The sequence below is a fragment of the Peribacillus sp. NPDC058002 genome, assembly GCF_042886655.1.
Taxonomy (GTDB): domain Bacteria; phylum Bacillota; class Bacilli; order Bacillales; family DSM-1321; genus Peribacillus; species Peribacillus aracenensis.
In genome coordinates this window covers 24432-44653 of the sequence record NZ_JBHVQU010000004.1, presented here as the reverse complement: position 1 = coordinate 44653, position 20222 = coordinate 24432, and the positions used below count along the sequence as shown (strand labels likewise).

The window sequence follows — 20222 nt, the reverse complement described above, 5'->3', positions numbered from 1 at the left end:
ACAATCAAAAAGGAGAGTGAATTAAGGTGAAACGTTATTTATGCAGCATCATTATTAGCTTGGTTGTCCTCTTAAGCATCGGGACCTATTATGTCAAAGTAGCTTCCTCCGCTTCCAGCCTTCCAAGGTATACGTTCAAGACGATTGAAGGCAGCGATAAAGAGCTTGATCCGGTCATCGTACAAGCAACACTTGAAAATGGTGATTTTTATGAACCATTGACGATTGAATCCAATCGAACCACATATGGCAGCGATAGGCCATTATGGTCTGACAGATATGATCATCAAATTGAAAGATTAATAAAAGAACATCGTTCGTTTATGCGTGGCAAGGATTCCATTAGTTCTTTATATGAAGACGATGATTTTCTGGCTTACGCTTGGGTGAATAGCGAATTTACGAATAACGGCAAAATGGAAGCGAAGTTTGATATCGGTTTACTGGAGAAGAAAGACGAAGGAGAAACTTCTTTCCAAATTGAACTTCCCCATCAAGAGAGAATCATGAATATTGATGTCAGGGATGTGCAGTTGGTCCATTCAAAACTACAGGTTTTAACGATGATCGATGTGAATTCAAACAATGAGAAGCAAACGAAAGAAGTTCATCTGTATACGATCGATTTAGCTAATAAAAAAGTCTTGAGCGATAAAACCCTTTTATCTGAAACCTTTACTTACCCTAATCAAGTTGATTTTGAAATGCCAATTGATGTTGCTCCTTCCCAGCCAAACAGCATGGTATTAATTTCGTTAATCAAAGGAGTAAATCATGAGGAGGGTCCCTTTGAGGAAAAATTAAAAGAAAGCAAGCTGATATCTTATAATTATGAAACGGAAAAATTAGAAACGGTTAAAAAAGGACCGCTTAGCCTGGACATGGCAAGATCAGGATATGCAGACGGGAAAAACCTATATACAGTTGAAATGAAATCGGGAAAATATCGCATTAAAACATTTGACCTTAGCAGTCAAACGTTAACAAATGATACGGAGCTGGATATAGCTGCTAATGAGGAAGAACAATATACCGCTGCCTTTAAAAACGGGCGTGTGTACTTCCTGTTAAACGAAATGAATCAAGAAGGCGGATCAAACAAGCCTGCCAAACTTCTGATAACAGATTTAAAGTCTGGAAAGACTTTATATAAAGGTGAAACAGTCATAAATAAAAAGAACAGCAAAAGTTTTGGACTTTATATTGATGAATTGGAAATAAAATAAGGACCTATAAAAAGCTTTAAATGAAACAGGGATATCCCCCAATGGGATATCCCTGTTTTTGATATCATTTAAATGGAAGCCAGATTCGCTCTAGCTGCACGTTCCTTCTTGCCGTGCAAGAAGTAGTAAAGGACGGAGGTTGCGATGACCACAACGCCCAGGATGACATAAAGTGTGCTATAACCCGTTACTGGAATGATGAATCCGAGAATATAAGGGCCGAATCCAAGTCCTGCATCAAGCATGATAAAGAAGGTGGACGTTGCCATCCCCATTCGGTGAGGCGGTGTAAGTTTAACGGCAATCGCCTGCGAGCTTGATTGCATATTACCGAATCCAAGGCCGATGAGGAAACCAGCTGCAAGTAAAGTGAAACTATTGGTTGTGATACTTAAAAGCAGCAAGCCGATCCCGAAAAGCATGAACGCCGGATACATAATGAAGTTCGATCCTTTCCGGTCCATTAACGGTCCTGAGAAAGGACGCGATAACAATACAGCTACTGCATAAACGACAAAGAAGAAGCTTGCTGTATTGACCAGATTGATTTCGATGGCATAGAAGCTGATGAAAGAAAGGACGCTGGAATAACAGAATGCCAATAACAAAGTAATGATTGAAATGGGCAGTGCCTTAGGTTCAATGAAATTGGAAAGCTTGAATCCTTTGCTTTCCGTAACTTTTGCCGCCACTTTCAATGCCGGGACATATAGGAAGAATGCAGTAATTAAAGAAAGCACCCCTAAAGCCAGGCAGAAACTGAAAATAACTTGGAAGCTTGTATGTTGAGCCATATACAGACCGATGAAAGGACCGATTGCCGTCGCAAGAGTCGCGCTCATGCTGTAATAGCCGATGCCTTCTCCCTTTCGAGTTGCCGGGATGATCTGCGCGACGATCGTTCCCGTCGCAGTACTGGCCATCCCCATCGCCATCCCATGGATCAGGCGGTTAACAAGCAGGAAGCCAATTCCAAGGTCCACAAAATATAGAAGGGTTGTCAAAGTGAAAAAGATCAAACCGATGAATAATGTTTTCTTGCGGCCGATTGAATCAATGAAACGGCCGATGAACAAACGTCCGATTAACGTCCCGATAATAAAAATACCCGATATGAGTCCGGCTTGGCTTGTAGAAGCATCCAATTCATTTACGGCATAGATGGCAAGTGTCACCATCAGTAAATAAAAGATTAATGTTATGAAAAAATTGATGGACGAAACGATGACAAAGTCCTTCGTCCACAGTCTGGCTCTGGATTGATCCATGTTATTATCTCCTTACTTTATAATGTTATTTCTTATTTCGCCCATGATGCGTATGGCTGCGAGTTGTTCCTCTTCAGTAATCCCCTTCAAGATGTCCTGTTCGTATTGATCGATTGTCACACGGACTTCACTGTAGATCTTTGAGCCAAGTTCCGTAAGCCGCATTCTTTTCTCGCGTTTATCTTTGCTGGGCACATGCTCGACATATCCCAGCTCTTCCAAACGGGTAATGGTCCTTGTAATCGTGGGTTTTTCCACACTTTGATAATTGGCAAGCTCTACTAACGTTGCCGAATCATAATTGAATAAGAAATGTAAAATGGACCATTGCGCCCTGTGTAAATCATGCTTGTTCAGCTGGATATTAAGATTATTTTCAAACGGACGGTACAGCAGCAAAAGTTGCTGAAAGAACTTTTGGTAAGTCTCTATCAGAAACACCCCTTATACATAATATATAGTTAGCTTTAGTAATTGTTACCCTAGGTAACTATAATAGCAAAATAAATCCTTTCTGTCCACTCGGATTTGAAGTGATTAGCTAAATTTGGTTTTTAGTTAAAGTGAATGGGAATATAGGAATAGGAGATGATGTAAACATGTATAAATCTATGATCGCGTTGCTTGCCGCAGCAGCCATGCTAACTGCATGCAATAATGACAAAGCGGATGAAAACAAGGGGAAATCTGTACAAACATCAGATGAAAATCAAACCAATACTGAAAATGAACAACAAAAACAAGCCTCGCAAACAGAAACTCAAGCAAATCCTAAACATGAGAAGTGGTCTTCTTTGCCTGAATATGACAAAATCATCGAGCAAATCGGCAACGAAGACTATACCTTCAATAAGGAAACGGATAACGATGATAAACGAGTCTTCCTTATTGAGCTGAACGGTGAAAAACAATATAAAACCGTTTTCGTCAAAAATTCCAACCGCCTGAAAATTATCAAAATAAATGGCGGCGGAGAGCTTTATGACGAAATCTTAAAATAAGTGGACCTGCGTAAGTGTTGTATAGAGACCTTTATTGGTATTGATAAAGGGCTCGGGGAAAAAGGGCATAATGCAACAGCCCTTTTTTGTTCTGTAGGGATTTTCATGAGCTGAATGTTTCAAATTTAAATAGGAGCGTTGTTTTTTGGGGCTGGTAATGAATTATGAGTCATTCCAAGGAAAGCGGGAAGAGTTGGAGATTGGATGATATGTACATTGTTTTTGTACAAGCAGAAACAAGGTATCTTGACATTCCCTTCATCGGGGACGAGTGGGTTTTAACCATTTAGCCTTTCACGCCACCTCCCGTCATCAGGTTGATGAGATCACCAGAAAATTAAGGGACAGAGGAATTACCATCCTCTATGCTGACAAGTACCCATTCGCCGGTGGGAAGGAACATTATGTGTTTACTCTGAAGGCCCAGATAGGATGAAAGTTGAATTGGCGGCACCTTAAGTATTTTCGTTAATTGGTAAGATGAAGGGAAATGGCATAGCAACTGCACTATGATAAATAAGAACTAACGACATCCATCTTTAGCATTAGCTAGCGCCTTTATCAGGTGTAGGAATAATTATTATAAGAATAGGGATAAGAATTGCCGTTTCCATGTTTCGGATTTTTCTCGTGTTCCTCGTGTTTAATGTGTTCAACCTCAAGGGTAATAGCATGAAGTAATATAAATGCACCAATAACTTGAATCCAGCTACCGATCAATAGAATCTGTTCTCCAATTACACTTTTTTCGTTTAAAACGTAAATATTACCGATCGCTGCTAAAAAAGAGCCTAAGGAAATGAAGCTATTTCCTATAATCGCAAGTTCCCTATAGGATGAATCCTCTTCAAGAAATGCACCTACTGCTTCAAAAGCTGCACCAAGCCCTTGGACGCCGCTGCCAAGGGCATCTATTTTTGTTCCGTCTTCCTCAGCACCATTTAGTTCAATACTTACTCCAACTGCATTTGTACTATTACCAGCAGCCTCAAGCCAAGCACCGAAGATGGTATATATTTGAGCTAGCTCCCTCTCTGGTTTTAACAGCTTAGTTCTCCCGATGGCTTGCAACGAATTTCCGAATGCTTCAATCGCATTTCCTTTTACGATTAAATCTTTCCCCTGATTGCTGTGGGTGAAAGTTTGCTGGGTCTGCCCGGTTGTATCAATAAGTGAACCAATAAATAGTATCCATGCTCCCGAAAGAAGAAGATCTTCTCCACGTATAGTCATATTCCCAAACACTCCTTAAAAGAGGGTAGATTATATTATTCAGGAAAAAGTGATTGTTTACATATTGCTTTTACCGGCATATTTAAAAACAAACCATTTATTGGTATAATGGCAGATGGAGGAGATGATATTGACTTTTAACACTTTGTTGCAAATGATTATCGCTGCATTTTTCTTCATGGTTTTTACGTTCTGTACTTGGTATGAAGGCAGCGAAATTATGGATAGGCCTTGGGAATGGAAGTATTCCACGCATTTCACACAAGTAAATGATGTTCAGGCGATGGAGGCAAAGGATATTTCGAATTTAGATAATTTCGTGTATGCCGCTAAATTCAAACCGCTATTTCCATTTCTTATGGTCCTTGCCGCATCGTACTTAATCATACTTACGGGATATATCTTATTTAAAAGAAGTATTAAAAAAATGGCTCTTTTCCTGTTGGGATTGGGTGTCCTTTTTCTGCTTTCAACTGGTTTTGTATCTAATTCCCCGACTGTTGGAGGAAATATCTTTGCAGCATTTTTTCTGGTAGGCGGAATGATAGCCGTAATAGGTGCAGCGCTATATTATTTCCTGAGGCCAACAGGATTACATACTGAAGTTTAAAGTTAAAAGGCTGCCAATGAGGCAGCCTTTTTTTTTGGCTTTTTTCGTAAAGATTGTTGTTTTTAAAACGAAACAATTTAAGGTTGATTGGAGCGGAAGTGCGAGACTCCTGCGGGAGCAGCGGGATAGGTGAGACCCCACAGGCGTTTACGCCGAGGAGGCTCACCGCCCGCCCCGCGGAAAGCGAGCATCTGGATGGGAAATCAACCACACCGCACTACTTGGTGAATAGCAACAAAGTATGCGAAAACAGCTTTTTTTTTTGCAAAATGTTGATGGAAGATGACACAAAATAACGAAAAATAATAGTCATTTTTGCGAAATTCTTAGATTGAACTTCACTGAAATATAGCTTACGGTTAGTATATTACCAGCGGTGGACCCATATCGGTTCAGACCTTTAAAATATAAATCATACCGTTTCCGGTAAAGAAGTGTGAGGCAGTTGGAAAAAAGTTATCCAGTGATTGAAGAAATAAAGTGAAAAGGTGATAAGATGTCAGGCAAAATCAAAATTGAACAGCCAAAGATCCCTCAAGACTTAACTCAAGCGAACTTTCAGGAAATATATTATCAAGATGAGCCTTATCTGGATTCATGTTTGATAACCAATTGTACGATCGATAGAGAAAAGATGGACAAAATCGTATTATCCCAGGTCGTTTTTAAAAATGTGACATTCAGCGAAGTATCATTCAGGAATATCGAGCTGACGGATGTCATTTTCGATCATTGCGATTTGACGAATGCCGATTTCATGGGCGGCTCGATTCATCGGGTGGAATTCAAAGAGTCCAAACTATTAGGCATTAACCTGTCTGACGCGAGTTTAGGGAATGTCTGCTTTGAGAATTGCAACTTGAATTTAAGTGCTTTTGGTTATTCCAGTTTAAAGCAAGTGAAGTTCGATCATTGCTCATTGGAAAGTGCTGATTTTTATGAGTGTAAATTCATCAAAGTGAAGTTCGAAACATGTAGATTAAATGAAGTGAACTTTTCCCGGACACCGCTCAAAGGAATTGATATTAGCAGTTCTACATTTCAAAGGCTTACCGTTTCCATGGAAGATTTAAAGGGATGCGAAGTTTCCCCGGACCAAGCGATCGTATTTGCAGCCATGCTGGGCCTGAAAATTAAAGAGTGAACCTTTTAAGATGAAAAAATGACTCAATGGAGCTGACATGAGGGACCACCGAATTTGGTGGTCCTTTTTGAGTTGGCATAGTAAAAATGGGCAGCGTGTATTTGAATATATGACTTTGAAAAGTACGGAATGTTTGCACAAATACAGGATTGCTTTACAATATTTGTTAGGTGGAATGGGGGGATTGAACGTTGATTATCAATAAGGTCACTTTGTATAGTCATGCATGGGAAGAAATGCGGGATTTTTATGTTGATGTGTTAGGATTTGAGTTATTATCGCAAACTGATGATGTTTTTGAAATGAAGGCAGGGGAAAGTGTGCTTGAGATTAAAAGATATCATCACAAAGAAAAGCCTTTTTATCATTTTGCCCTGAACATTCCAACCAATTTATTCACTTCGGCAAAAGCATGGGCGAAATCAAAAGTGGAATTGACTATAGAAGATGATTATGACGAAGTTTATTTCAGTTATTCTGATGCACATGCTTTTTATTTTACAGACCCTTCAGGCAACATTGTTGAGTTCATATCAAGATATTCCGTATCACCCAAATCCGAGGCTAGGTATTTTTCAGCTCAAAACATCCTGTGCATCAGTGAAATAAACATTACGACAGATGAAGTCAGGGCTTTGGGAAATCAGTTGATCAGTAATGGTGTACCTGTAAGGAATGGTGAAGAAATATGTGAAGATGGATTGAATTTCATGGGGGAACACGAAGCAGGTTCGTTTTTACTTTTAGGTCCAAGGAAACGGCGGTGGATTTTTTCGAATAAAGATTCGGAAATCTTTCCGCTTTCGATAGTCATAAATCAGCAACTGGATATTTCAATGGATGGCAAAGGAGTTATGGAATTGAAAAAAGTGGAATGATATTTTAGTCATACACTTCATTCGGCCCATAGATGTATATCCAAACCACCATTTAATCTTATTACTCAATTCAAGTATGAACTAGTTACTATTATTACCAGCTTTCTTTATATAAGGCCATGATAAAGCATAATCTGATATTTCTTCCTAACATAAATATATACTTGCTAACTTACTATTCTCACAAACGTCAGTTAGCTGTATATATTTGTATTTTCAATTAGTGAATTCTCTAAACTCATCAATATAGAAAGCTACATAACCGCAATTTGGGCATAAGGATGCTTTAGGGTTTGCAGAAACACTACTGAAAATCCCTTTCTTTTGACTAATCTTTATCCCATTCATTCCGCCTTGAACATTTACTTTGCAATCATTTATCATTTCAGTTTGGCACTGATTGCAGACTCTTTTCATTAATACACTCCTTTTTTAAAATAAATAGAAACACACAGAATTTGACGTTTATAATAACATAAATATCCAAAAAACTTATGATATAGTGCAATTACATAAGAAAAGTTATGTTTAATAGAGGAAGAATTGATAACATATATTTTAGCAGCACCATTTTTATGTTCCTAGCCGAACATACAATAGCAGTGAATACTGCAGCATAACTCAAGGAGCCAGCCATGAAAAAAAGAAGTTTATTGATAGCATTGGGCGTGATTGTTCTAGGGGTCATTGCCTCGATAGCATGGGTACCTCAAACCAAACAGAAAGAGCTTGTCGGTAAAAAAGCATTTCCTCAGCATACAGTCTATCAAGCGGGTACGATAAAGCCTGACAATGTTTCACAGGAGGAGTTGGATGCTGGCGTAGCGAATTTTTATAAAGCCTGGAAAAATGAATATCTTAAGCAGCCAGCTGCTGAAAGTGATCAATATTATATTTTTTACAATGATAAAGGATATGCAGAGCCCAAGAATGCAGTGACCGTCTCTGAAGCGCACGGTTATGGGATGATGATAACGGCAATCATGGCAGGCAGCCAAGACAAGCAGTACTTCGATGGTCTTTATCGTTTTTATAAAGCCCATGGAAGTGATAATGACCCTTCCTTAATGGCATGGCAGCAAGTTAAGGATAAGTCGGGTAAAATCATCAATACGCCAGGGGATGCCGATTCAGCAACTGATGGCGATATGGATATCGCCTATTCGTTGTTATTGGCCGATCGCCAGTGGGGAAGTGAAGGGGAAATCGACTATCTTGCCAGTGCAAAGGACATCTTGGCTGCGATCATGTCGAATGAGATAAATCCGTCGCAGTCCTTGGTCAAGCTAGGGGACTGGGCGGAAGATAAAGATAAGGTATACGGACAATCGACTCGTTCATCTGACCTTCTTCTCAATCATTTTAAGTCATTTGAGGCGGCAACCGGGACTGATGAATGGAAAGATGTAACGGATAAGGCTTATGCGATCATTCATTCGATTTATAAGGAGAAAAGCGGCAATACTGGTCTCATGCCGGACTTCATTGTACAATCCAGGGGAGAATATCAGCCGGCTCATGCTGATTTTTTAGAAGGGGAGAATGACGGCAATTACAGCTGGAACAGCAGCAGGACCCCTTGGCGCTATACACTCGATTACTTACTGACTGGTGATGAACGAGCCCTGCCGCAATTGAAGAGGATGAATGATTGGATTAAAGCGGAAACGGATGGCAATCCTGAAAATATCCAATCCGGCTATACGCTGAGCGGAAAAGCCGTGGAAGAAGGGAATAGTACAACCTTCGTTGCTCCATTCATGGTGAGTGCCATGGTTGATTCCTCCAACCAGCAATGGATCAACGAATTATGGGATAGGACGATACAGAAACAAGACGATGATGACTATTTTGCCAATACGATAAAATTACAGACAATGATCGTGGCTTCAGGTAACTGGTGGGCGCCGTGATTCAATGAAGAAGCTTAATTAAAGAAGAACAGGAGTTTGATGAGAATGATGAAAGTCACACCTTTCTTGATGTTCGAAGGAAATGCGGAAGAAGCAATGAATTATTACACATCTTTAATCGAAGGATCGAAAATAACCAGCATGGTACGGTATGGTGCCAATGAATCAGGTACAGAGGGGAGTGTCATGCAGGCTACCTTTACCTTGAAAGATCAGGAATTTATGTGCATCGATAGCAATGTTAAGCATCAATTTACGTTTACGCCTTCGTTTTCAATATTCCTTACATGTGATAGTGAAGAGGAAATTGACAGGCTTTATTCGAGCTTAGCTGATGGCGGACAAGAGCTTATGCCATTGGGTGATTATTCCTTTAGTAAGAAGTTCGGATGGATATCTGATAAATTTGGTGTTTCCTGGCAACTTACTCTCCCAATATGAATGATGTGAAAAAAGCCACTGGATAGTGGCTTTTTTCAGTTTGTTTACCAAAGGTGTTCGTAAGTGACACCCCAGACCATGAGGCGCGGACGGTCGAAAAATTGCAAACCATGATTTTTAAACGAGACCTGGTGGTACTACATGATTTCCACTCCAGGCCTTCGCTTTCCGCGGGCGGTCCGGGAGCCTCCTCTGCGTTTTGCGCCTGTGGGGTCTCCCATTGACTCGCATTTCCCGCAGGAGTCTCGTGCCTTCCGTTCCAATCAACGATGTTTAACACTTTAGATTGAAACCCTTTTGTCTAAAAAGGGGGCTCAGGATGGTCTCATTCCGACGGTGATTATGACTGGGTCGTTGATTTCCTCTCCAGACAGTCGGCGGAAAGGAAGCGGATTTCTGAAATCACCTGGAACGATTATAAATAAAAAATGGTAGAGACTCTTATTCCCTTTAAGGGATGAAAAAAATTTTTACTTGTAAAAATTTTTTTACTCATTAAAAAGGATACCCCCATCAACAGCACGTTGATTTATCCTCAATCATAAGTTTTGTGAAACTAATTTCCTTGATATATAACCCATATTTCTGAAAATTCCAATATTGGCATGCGGATTGCTAGATTAAAAGTAATATCACATATTGACGACGGAAGAAAGGGGGACTATGAAACTGCGGCGGCTCCGCACCTCATCACGATTGCTTTGCAGGTGATGAATCAAAGTTATCAATGTTCGTGTCACCACATTCAGTTCATATCATTAGACAAGGAGAATCTCATGAAACTAATTTATTTTCTTTCTTTAATTCCTGTAATCGCCATACTTGGCGGGCCTTTTTGGGCTAATCGTATCGAGCCGTACATTCTTGGCATGCCGCTATTCTTTTTCTGGAACTTTTCGTGGCTGATCTTTACCGCTTTAGTCGTTTTTATCATTTATATGCTAGATCCCAAGAATAAAGAGAGGGAAGAGAAATGAATATAGCGATCATCATTATTTTCAGTTTCCTGTTGCTGTCACTCTATTTAGGGATTAGGGCAAGAAAAGGCAAGGACATGGACCTTGAACAATGGACAGTCGGCGGACGCGGATTCGGCCCTTTCATCATCATGATATTACTGGCGGGAGAAATCTATTCCACCTCCACTTTCCTGGGCTCCAGCGGATGGGCATATGGCATAGGCGGTCCGGCATTGTACGGAACGGCGTTCGCAGCATTGGGCTACCTGTTTTCTTATTGGATTTATCCTGCCATTTGGAGCTACGGAAATAAACACAAGCTCATTTCACAAGCAGACTTTTATGTTAAAAAGTACAAAAGCCCGTTATTGGGGGTACTTGTTTCAATCGTCGGTGTTTTGGCCCTGGTACCGTTTTTGGTTCTGCAATTAAAGGGTCTGGGCATCATCGTTTCGACTACTTCATATGGCTCGATTTCCCCGACGGTTGCCGTTTGGATCGGAGCTGTTTCAGTTACGGCTTATGTGATGATTTCGGGTATCCATGGATCGGTTTGGACAGCAGTTCTCAAAGACATCATGATCGCTTTGGTCGCGTTATTTTTAGGGATTTACATTCCGCTTCATTATTTTGGCGGAATCCAGCCGATGTTCGAAGCAGTCGATGCCGTCAAGCCTGATTTCCTGACACTGCCCGATATGGGGATGAGTGCTTCATGGTTTATATCCACGATCATCTTGACGACGTTAGGTTTCTATATGTGGCCGCAAACATTCGGTTCTGCATATACAGCTAAAAGTGCCAAGACATTCCGTAAAAATGCATTCATTCTTCCGCTTTACGGAGCATTATCCGTCGGTGCGATCTTTGTCGGCTATGCCGCCATCATTAAAGTTCCTGGGTTGCAAGGATCGGATATGGATCTTGCGTTATTGAAGCTTTCGATCAATACCTTCGATCCTTGGTTTGTGGGGGTTATCGGGGCAGCGGGCCTATTGACCGCCCTTGTTCCTGGCTCGATGATTTTAATGAGTTCAGCGACTTTGCTTGCCAAAAACGTGTATCAGCATTTTTCTCCTTCCGCCTCGGATAAACAAATCACGACGATTGCCAAGTTGCTTGTACCTGTTCTTGCTCTCATTGCCGTGTATTTTACTTTGACTGGAGGAAATACGATCGTGGCCCTTTTATTGATGGGATACAGCATGGTGACTCAATTATTCCCATCTTTCATCGCCAGTCTCCTGCAAAGTAACTTCGTGACGAAAGAGGGTGCGTCAGCAGGCATCATTGCCGGTTTAGCCACTGTTGGGTATACAACCATAACAAGCGCTACAATTGGGACACTTTTCCCGGGATTGCCGCAAGCCATTAAAGATTTGAACATTGGTCTTGTCGCTCTCCTCATAAATGTGATTGTAATGATTGGCGTCAGTCTTATTACAAGGAAACTTTCCAAGGATAATAAAGGTGAATGGGAAGCTGCTTGATAATAAAAAGAGGATGTAAAAGAGGAGGGCCATGATGTTTGCTAAAGTTAACGGAACAAGGATATATTTCGATGTGGAAGGGGCGGAATTGGTGCCTGAAGGGAATTCATGGAGAAAGAAGCCGGTCTGTTTCGTCATTCATGGAGGACCTGGGGGCGAGCATATTGGATTTAAACCATTCCTGACGCCGCTTTCGGCATCGATGCAGTTGGTTTACATTGATCAGCGCGGTTGCGGCCGTTCTGAACGCGGTCCGAAATCAACATATAACCTGGAGAATAACGTGGAGGATCTAGAGGCGATCCGGAACTATTTAGGGTTGGGAAAGGTTATTGTATTGGGCCATTCTTACGGGGGGATGGTTGCACAAAAGTACGCCATTCGGTATCCGGACAGTGTGGCTGCCCTTCTTCTGATCGCAACTTCACCAAGCCACATCTTTGGAGAAGAGGCGCTGGTGAAAATAGAGGAAACCGGTACGGATGATCAAAAAAGGATGGCAAAACTTCTATTTGACGGGGCTATGGAAAAACAGCTTATGGCTGAATTCAGTATAGTCATGGAACCGCTCTATTTTTACTCATCAAGGGGAAAAGTAAGAACTGAAGCGGAAAAAGAGATGATGAGAAAGAAGAAATCGAACTTTAATTGGGAAGCGGCTAATGAAGGGGCCAAGTTTTTGAAAACATTTGATTTAGTGGACCAGCTGGATCAAATACCGTGTCCAACATTAGTGGCAGGCGGCCGTCATGATTGGATCACTCCTATTGAGGCATCCATTCTCATCGCCGAAAAGATTCCTGACAGTGAATTGATCATTTTTGTAAAAAGCTGTCATTATCTTTTCATTGATGAAAATAAGGAGTTCATTTCAAGGGTTTCCTCTTTCATAAACGAGAGATTGGGACTCCAGGAAAATGCGGCTTTGCCCAAAGCATAGAAAAGGTACATGAACCGTGCAAGAGTTGGATGGATCCAGGATAAACCGTTTGTGCTGTAAAGGAATTAATTATATATTAATCCTTGGGTACATTAATCCATGGATTAATGTATGATGATAAGAAAGACCAGAGGAGACGATCATGAAAAATATCGATACTGAACAAGAATACCGTAAACAAATCAATCAAGAGGGACTGACGGTCGGGATTTTTACGACAACATGGTGTCCAGACTGCAAACGTTTAGACATGTTCATCGATGAAATCACTCAAGAACATCAAGATAAACAGTGGTTTACAATCGATCGTGACGAGTTCCCCGAGATTTCTGAAGAGCAAACGGTAATGGGAATTCCATCACTATTAGTATTTAAGAATGGGGAAAAGATTGCACATCTGCACAGTGCAAATGCTAAAACTCCAGAAGCGGTCAATGAATTTCTAAATGACCTATAAAAACCTTGAAAGGTGAACCCCTTATCATGCTGTCATAAGGGGTTCATCTTTTTTTTAGAAATTTTTTCTAGAATTAACTTGATTTCTAAGATGAAACGGGTTTTAATTATAGATACCGAATATCCATTATGGATATCAAACATCCACATAGATACTGAAAGAGGTGAACTGATTTGCAATTAACAAAAGGGGTCGAGCAAGCTATATGCATCATTGTTATCCTCTCCACCCAGGATAAAAATGTACCGCTTTCGTCTAATGAGATCAGCAGGCGATTGGAGGTGTCTCCTTCTTATTTGAAAAAAATCATAAGAAAACTGGTCGTTAAGCAGATAATCACTTCCGTTCCTGGTAATAATGGCGGCCTTACTCTTGCCAAAAGTGTAGATAAGATTAAAAACCTTGAAATTATTGAGGCGATGGAAGGCCCGATTTCGATGTTTCCGGATACGGGACTTATAGAAAAAGCGTTTAAAGATGGAGAGTATGCAGAGAAGGGGATGGATGTCCTTCGTCGGATGTTTTCCCGGGCGGATCAACTTTTGATAGAGTTCTTTTCCAGCCAAACAGTGGCAGATTTGCTGAAAGAAAGCTTTGGCACCACGGATATACCGACTCTTAATTGGAATTCAACGTCATTGAGTGATGTACTGCGTGAAAAGAAAGGTGAAAAGAAGTGAACATGCTTAAACAAGAATGGAAGCTTTTCCTAACAAATCGAAAACTGGTCGGTGTCGCGATCGTTTTACTGTTCGTCCCGATTATTTATGGGGGGTTATTTCTTAGTTCCGCTTGGAATCCATACGGAAAGACAGGCAAATTGCCTGTTGCAGTCGTGAATAAGGATGTGAAGGCGGAATATGAGGGTAAAACCTTATCAGTCGGTAATGAGCTAATCGAGAACTTAAAGGACAATGATGATTTAGAATGGCATTTCGTAACGGAAAAAGCGGCGAAAAAAGGATTTGATGATGGTACATATTATATGGTCGTTACCATTCCTGAGGACTTTTCGAAAAATGCTGCAACCGTCATGGATGATAAGCCAAAAAAAATGAATTTGACGTATGACGTGAATCCAGGGCGCAGTTTCGTTTCTGAAACGGTCGGAAAACAGGCAGCGAATAATTTGAAAACGGAAATTGCCGAAAGTGTCACAAAAGAATATGCAGAAGCGATTTTCTCCCAGCTTGATAAAATCGGAGAGGGATTCAATGATGCAGCAGATGGGGCATCAAAACTGGATGATGGCGCAAAAGAACTGCATGATGGAAACAAAGAAGTGACGGCAAATCTGAATAAATTAGCTTCAAGCACATTAACTTTCAAAGATGGAGCGAATAAACTTCAAATCGGCGTCGGCGAGTTTATGGAAGGAGCCAACAAGCTTGAAAGTGGCGCGTCGGATTTAAATAAGGGGATATCACAATATACTTCCGGTGTCGGCCAGTTGCAAAAGGGTGCGGACGAACTTGCATCAGGCACAGGGGAATTAACTAATAATAGTGAAGCACTTTTACAAGGTTCATCCCAACTTTCCACTGGGCTCGCCAAAGTGGTTCCAGGAGCGCAAACTTTAAATACGGGATTGGCACAAGCGCAAACAGGCAGTGCGAATTTGAATGATGGGTTGAATCAATTATCACAAAATGCAGGCCAGCTGACGGACCAATCGACAGGAATTCCAAAATTGGCATCAGGTCAGCAAAGTTTAAATGAAGGAATCAATAAACTGGCAGAAGGAAGCCAAGCGTTAAATGACGGCCTGAAAAAAATGGATGGCCAATTGCCCGCAGAAGAACAGATGAGTCAGCTTAAGCAAGGACTGACAAGCATTCAAAGCGGTGTAAATCAATTGCAAGAAGCGATTCCTGCAGGAAGCAGCGCGTCCGGTACCGTATCTAGCATTACTGAAGACCTCAATAACAGTCAAGCGGCCTTAACGGAACTTCAATCAACCATTGCGAATAATGGTCAGAGCACGATCAATGCCGTTCAAAACACGGAAGCATTCAAAGGCATGACAAGTGAACAACAATCCGAATTAATCGGAGCCATTCAAAATGAACTTCAAAACCAAGCGGAGGCACAAAAACAAATCGCCTCGACTCTTGCCGGAAGTGTATCCGACTTATCAACGCAATTGAAGGATAATGTAATGCCTGTATTGAATGGATTAGGCCAGCTTCCAGAACAAGTGGCCAATTTAAATAATGCGGTGAATAAAGTCAATCCAAACGCCGTTTCAGCGTTAAACGGATATACGGCAATAAGGAACGCACTTGAAGAACAATTGATTCCTGGTGCAACCCATTTAAATGGCGGCTTGAATGAGGCTGTAGAAGGCAGCAATCAATTAACGGCGGCAACACAAAGTTTAAATGAACGGACACCAGAATTAGTGAAGGGGATCAACCAGCTAGCACAAGGCGGTTCCTCGTTGAATAATGGTCTATCAAAACTAACTGAGGGATCTGGTCAGTTGGTAGATGGAGTTTCACAACTTCAAGCAGGGTCAACCTCCTTTGGGGATGGTCTTGAGAAATATGCGTTCGGTGTTAGCCAAGTTGGCGAAGGAGCAAGCAAACTTGCTAGCGGGGCCAATGAACTGAATGCCAACTCAGCTGCCTTGAATGATGGCTCATCAGCACTTGTTAAGGGCACTGAACAATTGGCAAGCAATCTGCCTACTTTAAGCAATGGAGTCATCCAGCTTGCCGATGGGGCAGGTAAGATCAATGAAGGTTCCTCGGCACTTGCTGAAGGATCCGGAAAATTGGGTGATGGCATATCCTCACTTAAAGATGGAACGGTCGAACTTTCGGAAAAACTCGGTGATGGAGCAGAAGAAATAAGTGAAAACAAAACAACCGATGATAATTACAGCATGATTGCCGAACCGACACAGGTTAAAGAACAAAAAAGCAGTGACGTGCCGAATTATGGTCATGCACTGGCTCCTTATGTATTGTCTCTTGGCTTATTTGTAGGAGCGATTGCTTTCAATATGGGATTCCCGACAGGCTTGCCTTCCACAAGGCCTACTTCAGGAGTGGCATGGTGGTTCAGTAAATTTACGGTCCTGTTTATCCAAGCGACGCTTTCAGCATTAGTGTTGGATGCGATCATGATTTGGGGAATGGATTTACAGGTCGAGAACATGGGGCAATTCATTGGGGTTTCCATACTGACTTCCCTTACCTTCATGTTCATCGTCACCTTCTTGACCGTAGGATTTGGAAATCCGGGTCGTTTATTGGCGATGATATTCCTTGTATTACAGCTAGGTGCAAGCGGAGGAATGTTCCCTGTGGAACTGACCAATAACTTCTTCAGTCATGTTCACCCGTTCATACCAATGACATACTCTGTCATGGGCTTCCGTCAGGCGATGAGCACGAGCCTGGGAGCTGATGCATTGACAACGAGTATAGTATTCCTTACTGGATGCATCATTGTCTTCAATCTACTGCTATTGCTAACGATGGTCATCAAGAAGCGCAAAGCACACAATTTGGAGATGGAAGCATAAACTAATGGAAAAAACCCCCGGTGCAATGAGCCGGGGGTTTTTCTTCATTAAGGTTCATCCATGTCCTTTTCTTTATCGATGACTTTCAATCCATTTTCCCCTGAATGTTCAATCACATGTTTAAGGATGGATAATTTGTTATCCCAGAATTGATCGTAAAAAGAAAGCCACTGTTTCAATTCCGCTAAAGGTTCTGGCTGAAGCCGAAAGCGTTTCTGTCTGCCTACCTTCCGGCCACTGACCAATTCAGCTTCAGAAAGGATATGAAGATGCTTGGCAATCGCTGTACGGCTCATGGAAAAGTGAGAAGTGATTTCTGAAATGGGTAAATCCCCTTCAGCAAGCAATTGCAGGACCTTTCGGCGGGTTGGGTCGGCGATAGCCTGAAATACATCATGTTTTTCTGCTGCAGACACTTAGCCCTCAACAACCTTTTTAAGTTTTGCATGAACAATCTGTTCCCAGCCATGATCCATTCTCTCGCGAATCACTGAGCTTTTTTCATTCGGTTTCGGAAGAATCGTTTCAGGCTCTTTCCAACCACCATGAATAAGGGTGAACTCCGTTTTGCCGTCCAGTTCTTTTAAAATGAAGGAAATGAACCAACCGTCCGTATCCCAACTGAATGAAAGACGATGAGGAGCATCTAACTCCGTCACCTTACAAGGAGATGGACCAAAAGGTGATTGCATATGGAACTCATGTCCCACTTTCGGTTGAAAATCATTTGGCATGAACCATGAAGCTATGCCCTCTGCAGTCGAAACTGTATCCCAAACTTGTTGGATAGGGGCTTCAAGAATAACTGTCTTCTTGATGTCCTGTAGTGTATGTTGATTTTCCATACTGATTCTCCTTTTTAATTGAAATATGTAACCAATTGGTTTCGCTTTGTTGATTATATAAAACCTTTTGGTTTCATGTCAATAATTTGTTTCAAGTGATTCTTTTTTATTCATTGCAGGATGCTTAATTCCCCAATTCTTCAATTTGTTTTGCCAATCCTGTTATAGTATCGATTGAATTCATTATCTCTGAATCTTCCAATGCCTTAGGGTCAATTTGGCCATTTTCAATATTATTCAGATATAATTCAATTCCATCTGAAAGCTGTTGATTCGAGCTGACGATCTTCTCATGGATGCCTTCAGCGATTTGGGGTGGTTCCATTGCATTGAATTCTTCAATTTCCGTTTTCATCAATTCCAGTTCTTTTTCAAGATTTGCTCTTGCTTCGCCATTCGTTACGGCGTCCTGTGACAATGCAGGCACCTCATTGGCAAATTCCTTAACGGTATTTACATACTCCGTCGCATGATCTGCATACTCCAATGATGAATTGACTTCTTCTAAAGCTGAGCATCCGCTTAATGTAAGTATGGACAGTAGAGCAATGGTCATTATTTTTTTCATATATGCCTCCAATGTGATTTTTTTATGGTAAGGATCAGATGGGCAGAAATCTCTTTTTATAAATCGCTGCAATGGAATTCAGTATGAAGCTGGGAATCTTCTTCGGAAAAAATGACTTCGAATAGAAAAGGTGAAATGCACTTTTCAAGTCGTGCCACTGATTACAGGATTTCACTTGCTTAAACCTTGCAACGTCAATGATCTTCACCTTTTTTTCGGAGGTGATGAAGATGTTTCGTAAATGGATATCCGAAGGGTTCAATCCTTCTTTCCTTGCCAATTGCAGGGCATGGTCTATCTCCGCGATGTTTTCTTCCGTTATCGGGATTCCCAATGTTAAGCATTCAAAAAGAGTGTTGCCTTCAATGTGATCTATAACAAGGTAATTTACCCCCGCATCATATAGGGTTGGATAGTATTCGATGGATTGGACGGTTTTGTATATTTCAGCTTCAACTTTAGCTGTGTGAGTATGATCCGGGAAAAACACTTTAAGTGCCTTATTGGTGGAATGTATTTTGAATACATATGCGCTTCGGCCTTTTCCGATAAGTGATAAAGATGGGTCGGCATCAAGCAATATATGCTTTTTATCATCGGAAATCTTAACGCTTTGAGCTAACTCATTATAGTTCTGCATACTTTTCACCTCTATTGTGCAATTTTTCGAATCAAAAAAGACGGTATAACCGATTATTGGTCATACCGTCTTTTAAAAATCAAAAGACCTCACCAAATAATCGGCAAGGTCTTGCAAACAACTAAAATCAGTTGCCAATAAAGCCGAGGATTCAATCCTGTACTGACGACTTTATTGTATAGCTACTCCCCTTAACAGAAGGATTCTTATAAGTTATATACAGTAATTATATAGGTTATTGCCTCAATCCGTCAAATATAAGGAGCGTGTGCCCACCCTTTATATATATTCAGTAAAGGAAGGAAGATGCTCGTCTCAAAAGCATTAATTTGAGTGGTCAGTAATTATATCAATATACTTTATATTGATCATTTGTTTGCCAGATACATACCCATCATTGCAAATGTTTCTATTTTATTACTTAAATGTATCTTAGTTTACTATTATATTACAATCTCCTTTATCTCCCTGTAGTTCTAACGGAATATGATATATTTTAGACGAATGAGCATATATGCCTATATTATTATACTTATTTTAACCGATATTTAAATAAATGTTAGAAATATAATTCTTTAGTAGGGAGAATGAGATGAAGAAATTAATTATACCAACTTTTTGTTTTGCAGTGTTGTCTACCGTTGCTTTCGAAGAAAAAATATCTGCAGCTCCACTACATGCGGAACAGGCGAATATAGGAGACGTCATGTTTGTACATGTAAGTTCCGGTTCGCTCAATATGAGAAAAAACGGGGCGGAGGATGCAAGCATAGTTGCAAAGCTGGCAAATGGCACACAGGTAACGGTGTATTCGGAGTCCAAAGGCTGGGCGAAGATCAAAGCCAATGGAAAAGAAGGATATGTCAGTGCGAAGTATCTATCATCAACGAAACCAGGAACGGTGACCAAAGCTGAGGTAACGGCTAAAACGGCAACGAAATATGTGAATGTGAGCACGGGTTCACTGAATATGCGGAAAAGCGGGATAGATAGTGCCAGCCTAGTCGCAAAGCTGACAAGAGGCACACAGGTAACGGTGTATTCGGAGTCCAAAGGCTGGGCGAAGATCAAAGCCAA

Annotated in this window: 21 protein-coding genes and 1 pseudogene; 15 read left to right on the top strand and 7 right to left on the bottom strand. The window is 41.0% G+C overall.

Annotated elements, in window-relative coordinates:
* The first annotated feature begins 26 nt into the window (after positions 1-26).
* Complete coding sequence (locus ACFVSH_RS01980) at positions 27-1226, top strand: hypothetical protein (RefSeq protein ID WP_387704527.1); 1200 nt, start codon at positions 27-29, stop codon at positions 1224-1226.
* 68 nt (positions 1227-1294) lie between these two features.
* Here the strand turns inward: ACFVSH_RS01980 and ACFVSH_RS01975 are convergent, their stop codons facing one another.
* Together ACFVSH_RS01975 and ACFVSH_RS01970 are read right to left on the bottom strand one after the other, a co-directional pair.
* Complete coding sequence (locus ACFVSH_RS01975) at positions 1295-2494, bottom strand: MFS transporter (protein ID WP_387602962.1); 1200 nt, start codon at positions 2492-2494, stop codon at positions 1295-1297.
* Between the two features lie 12 nt (positions 2495-2506).
* Complete coding sequence (locus ACFVSH_RS01970; protein WP_387603171.1) at positions 2507-2926, bottom strand: MarR family winged helix-turn-helix transcriptional regulator; 420 nt, start codon at positions 2924-2926, stop codon at positions 2507-2509.
* A gap of 167 nt (positions 2927-3093) precedes the next feature.
* Between ACFVSH_RS01970 and ACFVSH_RS01965 the strand changes: the two genes are divergently transcribed.
* Both ACFVSH_RS01965 and ACFVSH_RS01960 read left to right on the top strand, forming a co-directional pair.
* Positions 3094-3495, top strand: coding sequence for a hypothetical protein (locus tag ACFVSH_RS01965; RefSeq protein WP_387704525.1), 402 nt, complete (start codon positions 3094-3096; stop codon positions 3493-3495).
* 86 nt (positions 3496-3581) lie between these two features.
* A pseudogene (locus ACFVSH_RS01960) lies at positions 3582-3954 on the top strand (VOC family protein).
* 102 nt (positions 3955-4056) lie between these two features.
* Here the strand turns inward: ACFVSH_RS01960 and ACFVSH_RS01955 are convergent.
* Positions 4057-4728, bottom strand: a complete 672-nt coding sequence (locus ACFVSH_RS01955; RefSeq protein ID WP_387704523.1) for a DUF6944 family repetitive protein — start codon at positions 4726-4728, stop codon at positions 4057-4059.
* A 130-nt stretch (positions 4729-4858) separates the two neighbouring features.
* Between ACFVSH_RS01955 and ACFVSH_RS01950 the strand changes: the two genes are divergently transcribed.
* The 11 genes from ACFVSH_RS01950 to ACFVSH_RS01900 all read left to right on the top strand — a co-directional run bounded on the left by ACFVSH_RS01950 (position 4859) and on the right by ACFVSH_RS01900 (position 17092).
* Positions 4859-5338: a DUF4306 domain-containing protein gene (locus ACFVSH_RS01950; RefSeq protein WP_387602953.1), complete on the top strand. Its 480-nt coding sequence runs from the start codon at positions 4859-4861 to the stop codon at positions 5336-5338.
* A 496-nt stretch (positions 5339-5834) separates the two neighbouring features.
* Positions 5835-6482 carry a pentapeptide repeat-containing protein gene (locus tag ACFVSH_RS01945; RefSeq protein WP_387704521.1) on the top strand — a complete coding sequence of 216 codons (648 nt, stop codon included), beginning with the start codon at positions 5835-5837 and terminating at the stop codon, positions 6480-6482.
* Between the two features lie 191 nt (positions 6483-6673).
* Positions 6674-7360, top strand: a complete 687-nt coding sequence (locus ACFVSH_RS01940) for a VOC family protein (protein ID WP_387602947.1) — start codon at positions 6674-6676, stop codon at positions 7358-7360.
* Between the two features lie 635 nt (positions 7361-7995).
* Positions 7996-9273 carry a family 8 glycosyl hydrolase gene (locus ACFVSH_RS01935; RefSeq protein WP_387602944.1) on the top strand — a complete coding sequence of 426 codons (1278 nt, stop codon included), beginning with the start codon at positions 7996-7998 and terminating at the stop codon, positions 9271-9273.
* A gap of 45 nt (positions 9274-9318) precedes the next feature.
* Positions 9319-9714: a VOC family protein gene (locus tag ACFVSH_RS01930; protein WP_387602941.1), complete on the top strand. Its 396-nt coding sequence runs from the start codon at positions 9319-9321 to the stop codon at positions 9712-9714.
* Between the two features lie 776 nt (positions 9715-10490).
* Complete coding sequence (locus ACFVSH_RS01925; protein WP_387704519.1) at positions 10491-10691, top strand: DUF3311 domain-containing protein; 201 nt, start codon at positions 10491-10493, stop codon at positions 10689-10691.
* Positions 10688-12163 carry a sodium:solute symporter family protein gene (locus tag ACFVSH_RS01920; protein WP_387602938.1) on the top strand — a complete coding sequence of 492 codons (1476 nt, stop codon included), beginning with the start codon at positions 10688-10690 and terminating at the stop codon, positions 12161-12163. Before ACFVSH_RS01925 ends, ACFVSH_RS01920 begins: the two co-directional genes overlap by 4 nt.
* 34 nt (positions 12164-12197) lie before the next feature.
* Positions 12198-13103, top strand: coding sequence for an alpha/beta fold hydrolase (locus ACFVSH_RS01915; RefSeq protein WP_387704517.1), 906 nt, complete (start codon positions 12198-12200; stop codon positions 13101-13103).
* A 142-nt stretch (positions 13104-13245) separates the two neighbouring features.
* Positions 13246-13560, top strand: a complete 315-nt coding sequence (locus tag ACFVSH_RS01910) for a thioredoxin family protein (RefSeq protein WP_387704515.1) — start codon at positions 13246-13248, stop codon at positions 13558-13560.
* Between the two features lie 173 nt (positions 13561-13733).
* Complete coding sequence (locus ACFVSH_RS01905) at positions 13734-14240, top strand: RrF2 family transcriptional regulator (protein ID WP_076370178.1); 507 nt, start codon at positions 13734-13736, stop codon at positions 14238-14240.
* A 2-nt stretch (positions 14241-14242) separates the two neighbouring features.
* Entirely contained in the window at positions 14243-17092 is a 2850-nt protein-coding gene (locus ACFVSH_RS01900) for a YhgE/Pip family protein (protein WP_387704561.1), read from the top strand.
* A gap of 47 nt (positions 17093-17139) precedes the next feature.
* Here the strand turns inward: ACFVSH_RS01900 and ACFVSH_RS01895 are convergent, their stop codons facing one another.
* From ACFVSH_RS01895 to ACFVSH_RS01880, 4 genes are all read right to left on the bottom strand, one after another.
* On the bottom strand, positions 17140-17508 hold the full coding sequence (locus ACFVSH_RS01895) for an ArsR/SmtB family transcription factor (protein WP_387704513.1): 369 nt from the start codon (positions 17506-17508) through the stop codon (positions 17140-17142).
* A complete protein-coding gene (locus ACFVSH_RS01890) occupies positions 17509-17937 on the bottom strand; it encodes an SRPBCC family protein (RefSeq protein WP_260285168.1) in 429 nt (142 codons plus the stop codon).
* 124 nt (positions 17938-18061) lie between these two features.
* A complete protein-coding gene (locus ACFVSH_RS01885; protein WP_387602926.1) occupies positions 18062-18505 on the bottom strand; it encodes a DUF6376 family protein in 444 nt (147 codons plus the stop codon).
* A 34-nt stretch (positions 18506-18539) separates the two neighbouring features.
* Positions 18540-19145: a protein kinase family protein gene (locus ACFVSH_RS01880; RefSeq protein ID WP_214790017.1), complete on the bottom strand. Its 606-nt coding sequence runs from the start codon at positions 19143-19145 to the stop codon at positions 18540-18542.
* Between the two features lie 592 nt (positions 19146-19737).
* Here ACFVSH_RS01880 and ACFVSH_RS01875 point away from each other — a divergent pair.
* On the top strand, positions 19738-20222 hold a 485-nt coding region (locus ACFVSH_RS01875; RefSeq protein WP_387704511.1), incomplete at its 3' end, for an SH3 domain-containing protein.

Excerpts from the sequence above, each read along its gene's own strand:
- ACFVSH_RS01975 (WP_387602962.1), bottom strand. The coding sequence starts at position 2,494 with ATGGATCAATCCAGAGCCAGACTGTGGACGAAGGACTTTGTCATCGTT.
- ACFVSH_RS01965 (WP_387704525.1), top strand. The coding sequence starts at position 3,094 with ATGTATAAATCTATGATCGCGTTGCTTGCCGCAGCAGCCATGCTAACT.
- ACFVSH_RS01955 (WP_387704523.1), bottom strand. The coding sequence starts at position 4,728 with ATGACTATACGTGGAGAAGATCTTCTTCTTTCGGGAGCATGGATACTA.
- ACFVSH_RS01945 (WP_387704521.1), top strand. The coding sequence starts at position 5,835 with ATGTCAGGCAAAATCAAAATTGAACAGCCAAAGATCCCTCAAGACTTA.
- ACFVSH_RS01935 (WP_387602944.1), top strand. The coding sequence starts at position 7,996 with ATGAAAAAAAGAAGTTTATTGATAGCATTGGGCGTGATTGTTCTAGGG.
- ACFVSH_RS01930 (WP_387602941.1), top strand. The coding sequence starts at position 9,319 with ATGATGAAAGTCACACCTTTCTTGATGTTCGAAGGAAATGCGGAAGAA.
- ACFVSH_RS01925 (WP_387704519.1), top strand. The coding sequence starts at position 10,491 with ATGAAACTAATTTATTTTCTTTCTTTAATTCCTGTAATCGCCATACTT.
- ACFVSH_RS01920 (WP_387602938.1), top strand. The coding sequence starts at position 10,688 with ATGAATATAGCGATCATCATTATTTTCAGTTTCCTGTTGCTGTCACTC.
- ACFVSH_RS01915 (WP_387704517.1), top strand. The coding sequence starts at position 12,198 with ATGTTTGCTAAAGTTAACGGAACAAGGATATATTTCGATGTGGAAGGG.
- ACFVSH_RS01910 (WP_387704515.1), top strand. The coding sequence starts at position 13,246 with ATGAAAAATATCGATACTGAACAAGAATACCGTAAACAAATCAATCAA.
- ACFVSH_RS01900 (WP_387704561.1), top strand. The coding sequence starts at position 14,243 with ATGCTTAAACAAGAATGGAAGCTTTTCCTAACAAATCGAAAACTGGTC.
- ACFVSH_RS01890 (WP_260285168.1), bottom strand. The coding sequence starts at position 17,937 with ATGGAAAATCAACATACACTACAGGACATCAAGAAGACAGTTATTCTT.
- ACFVSH_RS01885 (WP_387602926.1), bottom strand. The coding sequence starts at position 18,505 with ATGAAAAAAATAATGACCATTGCTCTACTGTCCATACTTACATTAAGC.
- ACFVSH_RS01880 (WP_214790017.1), bottom strand. The coding sequence starts at position 19,145 with ATGCAGAACTATAATGAGTTAGCTCAAAGCGTTAAGATTTCCGATGAT.